Source organism: Jonquetella anthropi DSM 22815, from assembly GCF_000237805.1.
Classification (GTDB): domain Bacteria; phylum Synergistota; class Synergistia; order Synergistales; family Dethiosulfovibrionaceae; genus Jonquetella; species Jonquetella anthropi.
In genome coordinates, this window is sequence record NZ_CM001376.1 from 1582665 (window position 1) to 1599333 (window position 16669).

Below are 16669 nucleotides of genomic sequence, written 5' to 3' on the forward strand. Positions count from 1 at the left end.
TCTTGCCCAGCCAACTACGGAAAGACCGCCAGCTCGTTGTCCCTCACGTCGCAGATGAACATGTGTCCGGGCGCGTGGGTAATGGCAAACGGCGGCTTACTGGCCATGAGAGCGGCCTGCGGCGTGACGCCGCACCCCCAAAAAAGCGGCACTTCGCCCGGGTTGATCGGCACGGGCTCGCCGAAGTCCGGCTTGCTCAAGTCCGCGACGCCAAGCCCTTCCGGGTTTCCGACCCAGACCGGCGCGCCGTGAACCCGCGGGAACCGGCCGGACGAGAGAACCGCCCGGCTCACCAGATGAGACGGAACGGGACGCATGGAGACCACCATGTTCCCTTTCATTCGTCCCGCCGGCCGGCAGGGCTGGTTCGTCAGGTACATCGGCACGTTGCAGCCGCACTCTATATGCCGAACCGGACAGCCTGCTTGAGCCATCGCCGTCTCAAAGGAGAAAGAACAGCCGACGAGAAAAGCCACCAAGTCGTCCCGCCAAAACGGCCGCGCGTCGGTCGGCTCGGCGGTCAGTCGTCCGTTCTCCCACACCCGATACTTGGGCAGATCGGCCGCCAAGTCCGCGCCCGGCGCCATCTGCTTCGGCTCGGTCTCCCCCGGCTCTGTGACGTCCAAGATTGGACAGGGCACCGGGTTGCGGACCGCGAACAGGAGAAAATCGAACGCCCAGTCCCGGGGCAGGACGACCAGATTGGCCTGCACGTACCCGGCGCACATGCCAGACGTGGGGTTGTCCCACCGACCGGCGCGAATCATTTCCCTAACCTGCGTCGGCGAGGCGTCGGCGTAGTCAGCTGCCCGGGTCATCGGATCAGCTCCGCCAACGGTGCGATCCGAATGCCCGACGCCTCAATTTTCTTTCGGAGCGTCCGAGCCAGCTCGACGGCCGCCGAGTTGTCGCCGTGAAGGCAGATCGACTGAGGCGCCAACGGAACGGAGCGGCCGTTCACCGACTGGACGACCCCTTCTTTCACCATACGAATGACCCGTTCGGCCGCCGCGTCCGGGTCGGTCACGAACGCGCCGGGCCGCGAGCGCGGCACCAGCGAGCCGTCGTCCATGTACCCCCGATCGGCAAACGCTTCGGCGGCGAACCGAACGCCCGCCGTCTGAGCCGCCCGCTCGAGCGCCGAGCCGGCCAGCCCCAGCAGAATCAAACCGCCGCCCGCGTCCCGTACGGCCTGAGCGATCGCCGCCGCCTTGGCCTCGTCCCGGCCGGCGGTGTTGTACATGGCCCCGTGGGGCTTGACGTGCTGAAGCGGCACGCCGCACGCCCCGCAGAACGCCCGAAGTGCCCCGATCTGGTACAGCACGTCGGCGTAAATCTCGTCGGGCGTGCAGTTCATCTCCCGGCGGCCGAAGCCGACCTTGTCAGGGTACGACGGGTGCGCTCCCACAGCCACGCCGCGCTCCGCCGCCATGCGAACGGTCCGGCGCATCACCGCCGGATCCCCGCCGTGAAACCCGCAGGCCACGTTGGCCGACGAGACGAACGTCAGGACGTCCTCGTCCCGGCCCATGACCCACGGCCCAAAGCTCTCGCCCAAGTCGCTGTTCAGGTCAACCACGTTCATTTGCCCTTCCTCCCTCAAGGCGGCCCTCAAGCCGCCACGCCAAGTTCCATCTCTGGCCGGCGGGGCCCCACGTCCCGCCGAGCGTCGTCTTCAGCTTTTCGTCCGGCCTGGCGAACCAACGGGCAACGGCGCGGGCGAGTTCCGCTAAAACCTCGGCTTCCCGCCGGGCTTCTTCAACTCCCTCGTCCTGGCTCAGCCGGCGAAACCTCACCGACGAACCGGCGGGGTGCTGGGCCAAAAACGCCGTGCTGACCGCCGTCAGGACGCCAACTTTTGTGTACCCTCCGGTCGTCTGCCGGTCCGCCATCATGACAATCGGCTCCCCGGAGCCGGGAATCTGAACGCTTCCGAGCGGCACGCCGTCGGAGACGATATCCGGCGGCAGGGCGTGCTCGACCGCTGGCCCTTCCAGCCGGTACCCCATTCGGTCAGACGTCAGATCAACCCGGTACTCGCTTTCAAAGAGCGTCGCCAGCCCGGCGGGCGGGAACGCGTCCTGCTGAAGGCCCAAGACCAAACCGAGCGCCCGGTCGGACCAGTCGGGCTTGAGAGAGTCCGGACAGATAAACCCGACGCGGCGCCGCCACGCGGCCGACGGCTCGCCAGTCTGCAAAACGTCGCCCGCGGCGAGGGCCCGCCCGCCGTGTCCGCCAGTGCCGGTTTTCAGGTACGTGCTCCGACTGCCAAGCACGAGTGGGACGCTCACTCCGCCAGTGACGCACAGGTATCCCCAGACGCCGCGGCGCAGCTGGCCGAAACGGAGCCTGTCGCCCGACTTCACCTCAAAAACGGCCCAGTTTTCCACCGGCTTGCTGTTCAGCTGCGCCGAAAGCTCGGCGCCAGTCAGGACGACCGCCCCTGAGCCTTCAAACGTCACGTCCGGCCCGACGCAGGCCATTTCAAGCGCCGCGTCCCCCGGCCGGTTGCCCAGCATCGCGTTTCCCCGCCGGAGCGAGGACGGGTCCATCGCGCCGGAGACCGGCATTCCCATCGCCTGATATCCCCATCGGCCCAAATCCTGTACTGTCGTCAGGGGGCCGGGAGAGCTGATATGCAGTCTCATTCCCCACTCCCCCTCTTCCCCAACTCAAGCTGGTACGCGCCGGCTTGGACCTGCCGCGCGATACGGCCATACTCCTCGGCCGTCACGGCGTAGTAGCGCACCCAGAAGCCGGCCTGAATCGCCGCGGCCGGCGACCTGTCGGGATCGTACAGCCGCACCGGCGTCCTGCCGATGATCTGCCACCCTCCCGGGCTGGCTACCGAATACGCGCCGGTCTGGCGCCCTGCTATGCCCACCGAACCGGGCTCTATTCGCTTTCGCGGCGTCGTCAGACGGGGTGTCGCTAACGACTCGTCCATGCCGCCCAAGTAGGCGAACCCGGGCAGAAAGCCCAACATGTAACAGTAAAGGTCCCGGCCGGTATGCCGGGCCACCACATCGGCCTCGCTCAGCCCGGTATGAGACGTCACGTTCCCCATGTCCGGGCCGTAGTCGCCGCCGTAGCAGACCGGCAGGCGCAGGACCGTTCCGCCCTCAGCCGGCAGAGCGGCCGTTTCGGAAGCCAAACGGGCCAGAGCCTCTCTCAAGGCCGGGACGTCTGTCGCGATCGGGTCAAAGTACACGGCCAACGAACGGTACGACGGAACCAACTCAACCAAACCGACAAACGGCCGACGTTCCAAAGCCAGCTTCACCGCATGAACGCGGCCGTTCACCTCCATGTCGATGACGTTCCCAAAGTCCAAAAACAGACAGCCCTCTCCGGCAGGCAGAACCGAGACCAATCGGGTCACCCCCCACAGCCGCAACAGTTGTTCTCATGTGATGATAATTTAGTTTAGCACAGGAGCGCCGCCCTGGGCCGTCTCGGCGGCTCCGGGTCTTCGACACGAAAAAAAATCGCTTCCCCCAAGGGGAAGCGATTTAACAGTTGGACCGCTATGACGCCGCGGCGACCACGTCGGAGAAGCCCAGCAGCATGGCAATCGGGATCGTGATGACGACCGACAGCACCACCCGCTCGAACCAAATGACCAGAATATCCCGAAGCGACAGAGGAATGTCCGTCCCCATGACGCAGGGAATCGACGCGGAGAAGAACAGGATCTCGGAAATGCTCACCACAGCAATGACGAACTTGAGCAGAGCCGTACCCTCGCCGGCAATCAGCATGGCGGGCAGGAACATTTCAGGCAGGCAGACCGCCGCGGCCTTGCCGCCCAGAAGGGCCTGGCTGACGCCGAAGACCTTGAAGAACGGATAGAACAGGTAGCCGAACCAGTTAAACAGCGGCGTGTAGGTAGCCAGAACCAGCCCGAGCAGGCCGACCGACATGATGGACGGGATGACCGCAAACGCCATGTTGAGCCCCGCCTTGAGGTTGTCCCACACCAGCACGAAAATGGGTTTTGTGTGTTCGGCCGTCTCGATGCCGGCTTCCCACGCCCGCTGGAAGATACTCCCCTGACGGACCGGGTCTTCGACCTTCTCGCCGGTGAAGTACGTGTTCGGAATAGAGCGCAGGGGCCACAGCCGAGCCGTGAGGGCCGTGACGACGAACGTCACCAGCAGGGACACCCAGAAGTACATCGACCAGCGGTCCATCAGTCCCAACGTTTTCGCGACGATCAGAAGGAACGTGGCCGAAACCGTCGAAAAGCCCGTCGCGATGATCGCGGCCTCTCTGGCCGAATACCGCCCCGAGCGGTACACGCCGTTGGTGATAATCAGGGCGATGGAATAGCTGCCCACAAACGACGCTACGGCGTCGATCGCCGAGCGGCCGGGAGTCTTAAAGACCGGGCGCATGATCGGCGTCATCAGCTCGCCGGTGAACTCCATCAGGCCGAAGCTAGCCAGAAACGCCAGGAAGATGGAGCCGATGGGAATGACTAGGCCGACCGGCGTCGAAAGGGTGTTGTACAGGAACGGGCCGACTTCTTTGTCCCAGAACCACGCCATACTCGGCGAGGCCGAGAACATGTTGAAAAAGAAGATCGTCCCGAAAATCGCGCCGCACACCTTGGCGATCGAGAAGAACGTCGTGATGCCGTCCTTGTTCCAGTTCTTCCTCAAAAAGGGCAACAGGGCGCCGCAGTACATGACCAGCAGCACGTAGAGCTTCGCGCCGGACGCCCAGTTGGCTCGAATATAACTGATGCTGTGGTCAACAGGAATCGTTGACTTTCCGCCGATCGTCAGAGGGTAAAAGAACATGAAAACGCCAAACAAGCTGCACAGGACAAACTTCAGGATATTTCCAGAACGAGCTTCGCCTTTCATCTGCGACCTCCTTCACCTACAGGACGCATTGCCGCCGCGTCCGCCGTTGTCCCTCCCGCTCTGCGTCCAGTTTTCTGCCCTCCGGCGACCATCTCCCTCTCGCTCGACCGGCGCAAAAGCGCCACAAGCCGCGACGATTTATTTTTGTAGATAATCTTACCACTTCTTCGATAAAACAGCGTAAAAAGACGGACCACCCTCGCCGGATGGTCCGTCTTCTGATGTGTTTGTCTACTGCTTCTCGCCGGGGCCCAGAGCTTCCGCCGGGGCGCCCTTTTCGGCCGACTCCGCGGCCTTGGCCTCAGGAGCCTCGTCCTTTTTAACTTCGGCGGCCGGAGCTTCTGCCGGGGCCGACTTTACAGACGCTTCGTCGGGCTTGACCTCAGGAGCCGGAGCCTCGTCCTTTTTGACTTCGGCAGCCGGAGCTTCTGCTGGGGCCGACTTTACAGCCGGCTCAGCGGGCTTAACCTCAGGAGCCGGAGCCTCGTCCTTTTTGACCTCGACGGCCGGAGCTTCTGCCGGAGCCGGCTCCTCGGCCCTCTCGTCGGGTTTGACCTCAGGAGCCGGAGCCTCGCCTTTTTGGGCTTCTGCGGCCGCTTCAGGCTTCAACGCCTCAACGATCACCGGGGCGGTCTCTTTCGCCTCGTCGTTTGCCGGGACCTGAGGCACGTCGCCCAAAAGCTGGCCCATCTCGCCTACCGCGTCGTTCAGGTATTTCAGCTGGGCTTTATAAAGGTCGTACCCAGCGCGAAGGACTTTGTCGTGAGCGGCGCTCTCGCCGACGATCCCGTTAGTTATCGCCTGAAGCTGTCCGACTTTCTCGCTCAGGGAAGCGAATTTGCCCTGCATTTCTTCAATCTGGGCCTGCTGTTTGGCAATTTCTTCCTTCAACGGCCCGACTTGGTCCCTGCTCAAAGTGAAGACCACGTTCACCAAGATAACTAAAACCAAAATGCCCAGGACGATCAGCGGCAGGCGTTTTTTCTCCCGCGCTGAATTTGCCGTGGTGCTGCCGGACTCGTTCTTCTTTTTCTGATCAGCCATTGTGTCAATTCCTCCTCCACCAGGTTTCGAGCGCGCGGCTGGGACCGATCACCGCACTTCACTCAATTTGTTCCCGCAGCAAACCCACAGTGCGCCGCCGCTCAGCACGGGATCAGCCGCTGGGGGTTCGCCAAACGGGATGTCCCATTGTACCATACCCGTATTTCCGTCCAGAGCGTACAATGCCCCCTTTTCGGTCACCGTATAAACACCATGCCCGTCGGACGAAACGGCAAGAGCGGTCAAGACCCGTCCAGGGAGCTGGGTACGCCAGATAACCTTTCCCTCAGTCAAGCCGACGGCAAAAACCGCGCCGTCCGCCGTGACGCCCCAACCCCGTTCACCTGAGACGACCAGCGGAGCTGCCAGCGGCGAGAAGGGCTCGCTCGTCCAAAGGAACCGGGCGTTTTGGGCCCGCAGCGCTCTGACGCGCCCCCTCGTGTCGGGGAAGTATGCCGTCCCGTCGGACCAGCTGGGCGACACGTCCATCGACGTGCCGTCGCCGCCCTGCCACCGACGATATCCATAAACAGGATGATACGCCTGATATCCGAGGTTCTGTCCGCCGACAAGCAGTATTTCGTCAGCAAACAAGAGCGCCGTCGGGTTGTTCAATCCCGTCTCGGTCTGCCACTTCACTTTTCCCGACGCGCCGTCGAGGCACAGAAGCGTTCCGCTGGAGCTGACCGCAAAAAAAGCATTTTCAAACGCCGTGACAGGAGAGGAAAACGTCATCCCCTTGGCATTGAGCTGCCACAGGACGGCACCAGTTTCGGCTTTCAGCGCCACCAAATTGCCGTCTTCTGTCCCGAAAAACATCCGCCCTCCGGCGAGAGCGGGAACTGTCGGACGGCTTTTCAGCTGAACCGCCCAAAGCAGCTTCTCCCGTTTCGGGTCAAACGCGCACAGCGTCTGACCGCAGGACAGGTACAGCACGCCCCGGTAAGCCACCGGCGAGCCGGTCAGCCGATCGGGAAAGGTAAAGGTCCGTCCGGGCTTCCCGCTCAGCGCGCCGTTGGGGCCAAAGCAGCCCGCGCAACCGCCGCCGGCGCGGTACAGTCCGTCAGACGGCGTCTTATGCGCCCGGGACGAAGGAGCGGGGGTGGGGCCGTTTTTCCTCTTCACTTCACCTGAAACAGCAGGCGAAGAACTCACCGGCGTCGCGGTGACAACCTGAGGGGCAGCCGGCTGAATGTGGGACTCTATCGTCAAAATCGGCTCGTTGCCCGCCGCAGCCGAAGCGCACAAAACACAGAAAACAGCGAGTAGCGGACGAAAAATCCTCACTGACACACCCCCCGGGTTCCAATGAAAAATTTTTGTTTATTGCACGGCCTTTCCACCGCTCGGCCGATACGAGCCGACCTTTCGCGCCTCAGAATACAAAGGGGACGGCGCAGCGCGCCGCCCCCGGTCAGTTTACGCGCGCCGCGAGACCAAAGCCTTCTGCCAGATGAACACCGCAGCCGCAATGCCAATGCCGCACAGGTCGGTGATTAGCCCGGGCTTAATAAGAAGCAGCGCCGCCGCAAACAAGCAGACCCGCTGGATGATGTTCAACTGTTTCAGCCAGAAGCCGGCCCCGGCAAACGCCAGAAGAATTGCCCCGATAATCGACGTCACGATCGGCAGAATCAACCCCGAAGCGTTCGCCTGAATCATCAGCAGCTCGGGACTGTAAACGAAGAAGTACGGGATCAGGAACCCGGCGACGGCCAGCTTCAGAGCTTGGAAGCCGGTCTTCATCGGATCGGCCCCGGCAATGCCCGCGCCGGCATAGGCCGCAAGCGCCACAGGAGGCGTCAGGTCCGCGATGATGCCGTAGTAGAAAATGAACATATGGGCTGCCAGAGTCGGCACGCCGAACTTTTGAATCGCCGGCGCCGCCATGGCGGACAGGACGATGTACTTCGCCGTCGTCGGAAGCCCCATCCCAAGGATAATCGACGCCACCATGGTGAAGAACAGCGTGGGCAGAAGCTTGCCGCCCGCAAGCGCCACGATGCCGTTGGCCAGTTTCAGCCCGATACCGGTCAGAGTGACCGAACCGATGATCAGCCCGGCACAGGCGCAGGCCGCCGCCACGCCGAGAGCGCTTCTCGCGCCGTCCTCGAAAGCGTCCAGGATATCCCTCACCGACATGCGGGTCGCCTTCCGGCACATGGCGATAGCCACGGTCCAAAGGATACTGTAGAACGCCGCCTTCAGGGGCGTGTACCCTTTCACCAGCATGTAAATGATCACTACAACAGGGATCAGCAGGTGCCCGCCGCTGAAGAACACCTTCTTCGTGTTCGGCAGCTCCTCCTTCGGGATCCCCCGCAGGCCAAGGCGCAGCGCCTCCATGTGAATCATCACGAACACGGCCAAATAGTACAGAACCGCCGGAAGGATCGCGGCCGTGGCAATACGAATGTACGGCACGCCGATAAACTCGGACATGATGAACGCCGCAGCGCCCATAATCGGCGGCATAAGCTGTCCGCCGGTGGACGACGCCGCCTCAACAGCCCCAGCAAAGTGCGGCAAGTACCCAATCCGCTTCATCAGAGGAATCGTAAAGGTTCCCGTCGTCACCGTGTTGGCCACCGAACTGCCGGAAATCGTCCCAAAGAGGCCCGAAGCCAGAACGGCCACCTTCGCCGGACCGCCGACCCGGTGTCCCGTCGCCGCCAGAGCTAAGTCGATGAAGAACTTTCCCAGCCCCGACTTGTGAAGGAACGCGCCGAACAGGATGAACAGGAACACGAACGTCGCCGAAACGCCCAGCGGCGCCCCTAAAATCCCCTCAGTCGTCAGGTACATGTGGTTGATAATTCGAGTCCAACCGATCTGCCGGTGAGCCAAAAATCCCGGAATCAAATGTCCCCACTTGGCGTAGGCCACAAAAACGACTGCGATGATCACAATCGGCATTCCCACGATACGGCGGGAGATCTCAAGCACCAGCAGAATCGCCAAGGCGCCGAAAATCAGGTCAATCGTCGTCGGCTCGCCGGCGCGGAACATCAGATTGTGATAGTTGACCGTCAGATAAAGCGCCACCACCGAACTGATGACTGCCAACGCCAGATCAGCCCAGTGGACTGACTTTCTGGACATCTTGGACGTCATCGGATAGAGCAGGTAGATCAGCGCCATCACGAAGAACAGGTGAGTCGACCGCTGAATCGTCGCCGGCAGCACGCCGAACCCGGCGGTGTAAAACTGGAACAGCGAGAAAAGAATGCACATCCAACGAATCGCCAGCCCCCAGGGGCCGCTCAAGCCGCGGACCTGCGCTTCTCGGTCGTACTTCTCCAAAATCTCCTGCGTCTTTTCCTCATTTGTCACAGTCTCCGCCGACAAAACCGCCGGCGACTCGCCAGACTGAGCCGCGCTCTTCTCCAGATCCTTCTCAGCGTTCTTCAATCGTCTTCACTCCCATCAACTGTCCCAGCGTCCGCCCAGCGCCTCCAGCCGGTCAAAAACCCCGCCAGATGAAAAGCGGCGACGTTCGGATCACGGAAAACGTCACAGGACGCCCCGGATTCCCCCACTCGCTGAGCCGATGCTCAGCGCCGTTCATAATGAACCGATGATTTGCCACCACTCGAGCCACCCGATACGTCAGCGTCTTTAAAACCGTCGTGAACCCGGTGATGTGAAACTTACCGTTCGAAATTTCAAACTTCTGCCCCGGCAGCGGCTCAGCCGGAAGCCCCGCGCCGGTCATATCGTAATCTGTCGCGGTCACCTGAATCCCGTCCGGCCGAACCGTGTAAATCTCGTCCACCGGCCTCAGAGCCACCGAGTGGACAAAACGAACCGTAAACTGCTGCCCCTCGTCGACTTTGGCGGCATATCGAACCCTCCCGGACTCGTCCCGAACGATCAAGTACAACTGGGGACGAAACGCGAAAAAAACGGCAGCCGCAGCCAGACAGACCAGACCGGCGAAATAAAATTTTTTCACGTCCTCCGCCCCTTTGAAGACAAGAGGGGAACCGGCGAACCGGATCCCCTCCTCGATTAGAGCCAAAGAAGCCGCTGGGCTCGAAAAGGCCGACTACTTGATCAGGCCGACTTCCTTGTAGTACTTCAGAGCGCCCGGGTGCAGATCCTCAACCTGCAGACCGTCCAGCGCCTTCTCCAAGACAATCTCCTTGCCCTTGTGGTGCGCCTCGCCGATCAGAGCCAGCTGGCTGAACATCGTCTTCGTGATCGTGTAGACCAAGTCATCCGGCAAATCGGAGCGGCAGAACAAGCACGCTTGAACGGCAATCGTATCGACCGGCTTGGGCTGGTTCTGATACGTGTCAGCCGGGATAACGCTGGGAGCGAAGAACGGGTACGCCTTGATAATCTCGTCACGCTTTGCGCCGTCGATATTGATGAACTTGAGCGGCTGGGTCGTCACGATCTCCTGAATGCCCGAGTTCGGTGCCGCCGTAGTGAACTCGAATCCGTCGATCTGGCGGTCCTTGAAATGACTTGTCGTCTCGGCATAAGACAGGAAGAACGGCTCAAAGCCCTTGTACTCGCCCTTGCCGTCCTTCTCCTCGTAGAAACCGTACGCGCCGAAAATCTGACGGGCGTTCGCCTCGTTGCCGGAGCCGGGCGCGCCGATAGAAATTCTCAGCTTCCCAAAATCGGCGATCGAGTTGGCCGGGCAGTCCTTGTTCACCGCCACCTGAATCGGTTCTGGCCACAGGCGGGAAATCGCCCGGATATTCTTCACAGGCTCTTTAAAGAACATCGAACCGGTCTTGGCGTAGAACGCGATATCGTTCTGGACGATCGCCAAATCAACGTCGCCGTTTTTCAGCAGGTTAATGTTCTCGTTTGAAGCCCCTGTCGCCTGAGCTGAAATTGTCACCGCACCGTCGGAGTGGTCAGACACAATCTGAGAAATAGCGCCGCCCAAAGGATAGTACGTCCCCGTCGTGCCGCCTGTCCCCATAACCAACTGCACTGGATCGGCACAAGCCGTCGAACACAGAACCAGAGCGCCGAGCGCCGTTACAAGAAAACCGCACCGTTTCATCCGAATCCCTCCTTAATGAAGAAAATACTTCGTCCCCATAACTACACAGCACTTCATCAAATCAACGCGATAGTTTAACTATAGCGGTCGAAGGCTCGCTTATCAAGACGTCTAGGAGAGAACTCACTGTAATCATTTGTTACTTTTATCATCAGCGATTCATCCATGATCATCAGATAAAATCACTAACAATGCCTGTAAAACCCTGTTCATAGTAACTCGCTAAAAACAACATTATCTTTGGGCTAGTATACCTTCTTCAAGTTTTCCCCAATGAGCATTGTACTTTATAGCTATTCCTTGGATAAAAAGGTGTCCTTTAAGGACACCTTCGCCCCATCATTTTGTCCTTATTATTATATAGTAGCTTCTCATTTTATTATTTCACCGTAACAAAGCAATCTGACAGACATTGCTTCACTTTATGATCGAGAAGGAGGGATAAACCTTTTTCGAATTATATGCAGCTTAAGGACTGTATTTTATTGAGACATTATGTAACAACCACGAGGGGGGAACTAAGCCACTGTCCAGCTTTGGTCATCTACTGCACGAGCTTAGCTTACCCTTCAGACAAAGTGCCGTTCAGAAAGGAGGCCGTACCATTTTCATTGAGCATTGACATCATTGTGGCTAGCTTGGTGATCTAAGGAACAAATAATGCAGCCAAGACCTGTGCTGCGACAGTAAAAATAACGAGGAGGATTAAAGTTGAAAAAAGCTCTTATGTGGATATGCCCCTGTTTTTTTATTTTAGCGATTGGAGCCCTTCAGGCCAAAGGAGCGGATGACCCTATAAGAATTACTTACGGTCATGGCTTTATGCCCAATACTCCTCAAGCCAGAGCGGCAGATGAATTCAAAAAACGGGTAGAAAAAGAATCCGAAGGAAGTATTTTGGTTGACGTTTTCCCATCCGGTCAGCTGGGATCAGCTCGTGAGATGTTCGAGGGTGTGCAGATGGGTACACAGGAAATTGCTCTTCTTCCTACAGCGCGCATCAGCGGCTTTAATCCCACATTACAAATTTTTGACCTTCCCTTCCTATTTCCCGACAAAAATACAGCCTATAAAATATTTGATGGACCAATAGGACAGAAATTATTATCCACTCTCGAAGCTAATGGTGTAAAAGGATTAGCAATTTATGAAGATGGTTTCAAGAATTTTACTTGCAACAAGAAAATAGCAAAAATGGATGATTTTCAGGGGTTAAAATTTCGCACTATGGAAAGCCCCATTATTATGGAGCAATTCAAAGCCCTAGGAGCCAACCCAACCCCCATAGACTTCAGCGAATTATACAATGCACTGCAGCAAGGGAGCGTTGATGGTCAAGAGAACCCTTTAGTAACCATTGTTTCGGTAAAACTTTACGAAGTCCAAAACTACATGCTGCTTTCCAACCATGCATATCTAGGTCATGTATTTTTAGTATGTAAGGACTGGTTTGATGGATTGGATGAGAAGAAAAAAGAAATTATTACACGTAATGCTAAGGAAATAGCAACTTGGGAAAGACATCTCGTAGCCGAAGAAGAAGTAGGGTACCTAAAAACTATCAAGGATAGCGGAACGGTAGTTCTCAATCTTAGTACAGAAGAGCGGGAAAAAATGAGAGCCCATATGAAAAACGTCTATGATATCGCTGAAGGCATTGTAGGCAAAGATTTGCTCAATCTGGTGACTGAGGCTGTGGAAAAGGAAACAAAATAACAGCATAAGCGAGGAATAAGATGAAATATGTTAATCATGCGACTAAGATTTTTTTAGCAACTTGTCTCTTGTTCGCCATCATCTTACTTTTCGTCAATGTGACACTTCGCTATTTCTTCAAATCTGCCATCTTTTGGGCTGAAGAAACGCTACGGTACCTAATTGTATGGATTACTTTCATCGGTTCTTCTATGTGCATTCGTGAAGAATCTCATATTGCTATTGACGTTCTTTCCAATGTTTTAAGCAGGAAGGGCAAATGCATCCTCAAAATCTTACTCAACGTTGTAGGAATCATCTTCGGCGCCATTTTGTTGATCGTATCCTTTAAATTTATTCAGAAAGTTTATACTACAAACCAAGTTTCATCGACCATAGGGAATATGCCAATGTACGTAATTTATCTTTGTTTTCCCATCGGCTTTGCTCTTTACACGCTGCAATCCTTAGACAAGGTGCGATCATTGTTAAAATCCGTAAAAAAAGAAAGCACACAATCATGACAAGTATTTTATTCTTCTTTTTATTTATCATGCTGGCATTGAATCTTCCTGTTTTTATGGCCTTGATTGTTTCAACTGCTACTGTATTGACATGCTTTACTTCAATCACACCAGGCATCATACTCCAGCGGATGTTTGCAGGTATCGACAAATTTTCCTTGATGGCTGTTCCTTTTTTTATCTTTGCGGCCAATGTAATGAATCAAGGCGGTTTAGCGCCCCGTATATTGGACTTTACCAATGCATTGGTAGGACATAAGCGTGGTGGGCTAGCGTATACCGTGGTACTCACATGCATGTTTCTGGGAGCTGTCAGCGGTTCTTCACCCGCTACAGTCGTAGCGATATGCTCTTTAATGCTACCCGTGATGGAACAGAGCGGCTATAGCAGGGGATTTTCCGTAGGACTTATCATGGCAGCTTCCTCTGTAGCTGTGATTATTCCCCCCAGCATCGGCATGATTGTATATGGTACAGTGACAGGAACTTCCATAGGGGAACTCTTTTTGGCAGGTTTTTTCCCAGGCATCATTTATGGTACAGCTTTTATGCTTTACAGCGCTTATTACACTCGAAAACACAATGTTCCCTTAAGACCCCAAGCAACATCCGAACACAGATGGAATTCTTTTAAAAGCTCTGGTTGGGCCTTAATTATCCCAATTCTGATTATTGGAAGTATCTACGGAGGTTTCTGCACACCTACAGAATCAGCAGGTATTGTATCTGTCTATGCCATTTTTGTCAGTTGTTTCATATATAGGGAGCTTTCTTTTAAAGAGCTCGTCAATGTCGCTTATGAATCGGCTATAGGCACGGCTCAAGTGATGATCATTTTAGCTGGAGCTAGCGTTTTTTCTTGGTTACTGACTAGACTTCAAATACCCGCAACATTAGCAAAGGTTCTAAACTCGGTAGCCCAATCTCAAATAATGGTTCTATTAGTTATCAACATCATATTGTTAATATCCGGAATGTTTTTAGATCCAGCGTCTATTCAAACAATAATGTCGCCTCTATTTTTGCCTTCTGCGGTGCAATTCGGTGTACACCCCGTACATTTGGGTATTATTATGGTGGTAAATGGCGCCATTGGAATGTTTACTCCACCCTTTGGACTGAATCTTTTTGTCGCCGCAGGAGTGACCAAAATATCCCTCAGCGAACTAATGAAAGACGTTTGGATATGGATTTTGATCAGCTTTATTGCCTTATTTCTTATTACCTATATTCCACAAATTTCAATGGTATTGCCAGATTTGCTCTTCAAAAAATGAGGAATACCAACTGAAAATCAACTCACTTGGAGGTGTTCATGCAAGGTATTGCTGATGGGTATAAGCCATGTCAAAACCGTCCCATTATAGAGATCGCTTGGGCACAAGTACGAGCGTATTGCAGATTACTTCCTCCGGCTGATCAACTTCGACGAGAAGCAGATCCTCGAAAACAACGTCCTCGCCCTGATCAGCGACGCCGAGTAACAGGAAGCCAAGCTGCTTTTTAAGGGCAGAACGTCCGACGTTCTGCCCTTATTTATTCGGCATTCCGTCAGAGTTCTGATCCTCAACCTTTTCGACCACAGTATAATGTTGTTGATTGCTGGCCGTAGAGTCGAATCTTATGATCGGCCATGCAAATTTTCTCTATTTAGGAGGAGATATCCATGCCCTTTCCGAGCGATATCGAAATAGCGCAGTCCTGCAAGATGGACCCCATCGTCAGCGTCGCCGCGAAGCTGAACATTCCCGAAGACGATCTCGAGCTGTACGGCCGCTACAAGGCCAAGATCTCCCACGACCTCTGGAACTCGGTCAAAGACCGCCCCAACGGCAAGCTGATTCTCGTCACGGCCATCACCCCCACCCCCGCCGGAGAGGGGAAGACCACCACGGCCGTCGGACTCGCTCAGGCGATGTTCAAGATCGGCAAGAAGGCCGCTCTCGCCCTCCGCGAGCCCTCGCTCGGGCCGGTCTTCGGCGTCAAGGGCGGCGCCGCCGGCGGCGGATACAGCCAGGTCGTCCCAATGGAGGATATCAATATCCACTTCACCGGCGACCTCCACGCCATCACGGCCGCTCATAACCTGCTCGCCGCAATGCTCGACAACTCCCTCCAGCAGGGCAACCCGCTCAACATCGACCCCAGACAGATCGTCCTCAAGCGCGTGATGGATATGAACGACCGCTCGCTTCGGAATATCGTCATCGGACTGGGCGGTAAGGCCAACGGCGTGCCCCGCGAGAACGGCTTCGATATCACCGTGGCCAGCGAGGTCATGGCTATCTTCTGTCTGGCGACGAGCCTGAGCGACCTGAAAGAGCGGCTCTCCCGGATCATCGTGGCCTATACCTACGACGGCAAGCCTGTGACCTGCGCCGATTTGGAAGCTCAGGGCGCGATGACGATGTTGCTCAAGGACGCGCTGAAGCCGAATATTGTTCAGACTCTGGAGCACACGCCGGCGTTCATCCACGGCGGGCCGTTTGCCAATATCGCCCACGGCTGCAACAGCATTATGGCGACCCAGTACGGCTTGAAACTGGCCGACTACACGATCACTGAGGCGGGCTTCGCCGCTGACTTGGGCGCTGAGAAGTTCTTGGATATCGTCTGCCGTCTCGGTGGAATCAAGCCGAACGCCGTCGTGATTGTGGCGACGGTCCGGGCTCTGAAGATGCACGGCGGCGTGGCGAAGGACAAGCTGGGCGAGGTCAACATGGAGGCTCTGGCCGCCGGGATCCCGAACCTGGAGAAACACATCGAGAACATGAACTCGTTCGGCCTGCCGGTCGTCGTGGCGGTGAACGCGTTCCCCACCGACCGGCCCGAGGAGCTGCAGCTGGTCGAGGACAAGTGCGCGGCGCTCGGCGCCAAGGTCGTCCTGTCGGAGATCTTCGCCAAGGGCGGCGAGGGCGGTATTGAGATGGCAAAGGCGGTTGTCGAGGCCTGCGACCAGCCCAACACGTTCCACTACCTGTACGAGCCGTCGATGAGCCCGAAGGAGAAGATCACGACCATCGCGACGAAGATCTACGGGGCTGACGGCGTGGACTTCACGGCGGACGCGGAGAAGGACCTGAAGCGGTTTCACGATTTGGGCAAGGACGACCTTCTGGTCTGCATGGCTAAGACCCAGTCGTCGATTTCTGACAACGCGAACTTGAAGGGCCGTCCGACCGGTTTCCGCGTGACGGTACGTGAGGTTCGTCTGTCGGCCGGCGCCGGGTTCTTGGTGGCCCTGTGCGGCGCGATTATGACGATGCCTGGTCTGCCGAAGCGTCCTGCGGCGTGCAATATCGACGTGGACGAGAACGGCGTCATTTCCGGTCTGTTCTAAACTCTTCTCTTCTCTCCAAACAGCTTCACTCTTCTGCACCAACTTACTTAAACATTCAGCCGCCCGATAACGAAAGTTATCGGGCGGCTCGCTTTTTATCGGCCCATCAGAGGACGCGACCTTGCGCGAAGCTGATGGGCTAAGATAAAATAAAGAAACTTCAGATTAT

14 protein-coding genes are annotated in these 16669 nt (G+C 56.7%); 4 read left to right on the plus strand and 10 right to left on the minus strand.

What is annotated here, in order from left to right; all coding sequences use genetic code 11:
* Positions 1–14: 14 nt before the first annotated feature.
* The 10 genes from JONANDRAFT_RS07405 to JONANDRAFT_RS07450 form a co-directional block, all read right to left on the minus strand.
* Positions 15–818, minus strand: coding sequence for a putative hydro-lyase (locus tag JONANDRAFT_RS07405; RefSeq protein ID WP_008519670.1), 804 nt, complete (start codon positions 816–818; stop codon positions 15–17).
* The gene (locus JONANDRAFT_RS07410; protein WP_008519672.1) at positions 815–1585 is read right to left on the minus strand and encodes a LamB/YcsF family protein; all 771 of its coding nucleotides are present in this window, start codon (positions 1583–1585) and stop codon (positions 815–817) included. The genes JONANDRAFT_RS07405 and JONANDRAFT_RS07410 overlap by 4 nt, the downstream gene beginning before the upstream one ends.
* Entirely contained in the window at positions 1572–2648 is a 1077-nt protein-coding gene (locus tag JONANDRAFT_RS07415) for a 5-oxoprolinase subunit C family protein (protein ID WP_008519675.1), read from the minus strand. The genes JONANDRAFT_RS07410 and JONANDRAFT_RS07415 overlap by 14 nt, the downstream gene beginning before the upstream one ends.
* Positions 2645–3373 carry a 5-oxoprolinase subunit PxpB gene (pxpB, locus tag JONANDRAFT_RS07420; RefSeq protein ID WP_008519677.1) on the minus strand — a complete coding sequence of 243 codons (729 nt, stop codon included), beginning with the start codon at positions 3371–3373 and terminating at the stop codon, positions 2645–2647. The genes JONANDRAFT_RS07415 and pxpB overlap by 4 nt, the downstream gene beginning before the upstream one ends.
* Positions 3374–3527: 154 nt before the next feature.
* On the minus strand, positions 3528–4871 hold the full coding sequence (locus JONANDRAFT_RS07425) for a YjiH family protein (protein ID WP_008519679.1): 1344 nt from the start codon (positions 4869–4871) through the stop codon (positions 3528–3530).
* Positions 4872–5102: 231 nt separating this feature from the next.
* Positions 5103–5915, minus strand: coding sequence for a hypothetical protein (locus tag JONANDRAFT_RS07430; RefSeq protein ID WP_008519682.1), 813 nt, complete (start codon positions 5913–5915; stop codon positions 5103–5105).
* Positions 5916–5963: 48 nt separating this feature from the next.
* Positions 5964–7163 carry an outer membrane protein assembly factor BamB family protein gene (locus JONANDRAFT_RS07435; RefSeq protein WP_172633449.1) on the minus strand — a complete coding sequence of 400 codons (1200 nt, stop codon included), beginning with the start codon at positions 7161–7163 and terminating at the stop codon, positions 5964–5966.
* Positions 7164–7334: 171 nt separating this feature from the next.
* Positions 7335–9326, minus strand: coding sequence for a TRAP transporter permease (locus tag JONANDRAFT_RS07440; protein ID WP_008523419.1), 1992 nt, complete (start codon positions 9324–9326; stop codon positions 7335–7337).
* A gap of 52 nt (positions 9327–9378) precedes the next feature.
* On the minus strand, positions 9379–9870 hold the full coding sequence (locus tag JONANDRAFT_RS07445) for a DUF1850 domain-containing protein (protein WP_021775863.1): 492 nt from the start codon (positions 9868–9870) through the stop codon (positions 9379–9381).
* A gap of 93 nt (positions 9871–9963) precedes the next feature.
* Positions 9964–10941 (minus strand): TAXI family TRAP transporter solute-binding subunit, encoded by a 978-nt coding sequence (locus JONANDRAFT_RS07450; protein ID WP_008523421.1) that lies wholly within the window; start codon positions 10939–10941, stop codon positions 9964–9966.
* A gap of 711 nt (positions 10942–11652) precedes the next feature.
* Here JONANDRAFT_RS07450 and JONANDRAFT_RS07455 point away from each other — a divergent pair.
* From JONANDRAFT_RS07455 to JONANDRAFT_RS07470, 4 genes are all read left to right on the plus strand, one after another.
* The gene (locus JONANDRAFT_RS07455; RefSeq protein WP_008523422.1) at positions 11653–12657 is read left to right on the plus strand and encodes a TRAP transporter substrate-binding protein; all 1005 of its coding nucleotides are present in this window, start codon (positions 11653–11655) and stop codon (positions 12655–12657) included.
* 20 nt (positions 12658–12677) lie between these two features.
* Entirely contained in the window at positions 12678–13160 is a 483-nt protein-coding gene (locus JONANDRAFT_RS08570) for a TRAP transporter small permease (RefSeq protein WP_008523423.1), read from the plus strand.
* Positions 13157–14437: a TRAP transporter large permease gene (locus JONANDRAFT_RS07465; RefSeq protein WP_008523424.1), complete on the plus strand. Its 1281-nt coding sequence runs from the start codon at positions 13157–13159 to the stop codon at positions 14435–14437. The genes JONANDRAFT_RS08570 and JONANDRAFT_RS07465 overlap by 4 nt, the downstream gene beginning before the upstream one ends.
* A gap of 389 nt (positions 14438–14826) precedes the next feature.
* Positions 14827–16500 carry a formate--tetrahydrofolate ligase gene (locus JONANDRAFT_RS07470; protein WP_008519688.1) on the plus strand — a complete coding sequence of 558 codons (1674 nt, stop codon included), beginning with the start codon at positions 14827–14829 and terminating at the stop codon, positions 16498–16500.
* Positions 16501–16669 lie beyond the last annotated feature (169 nt).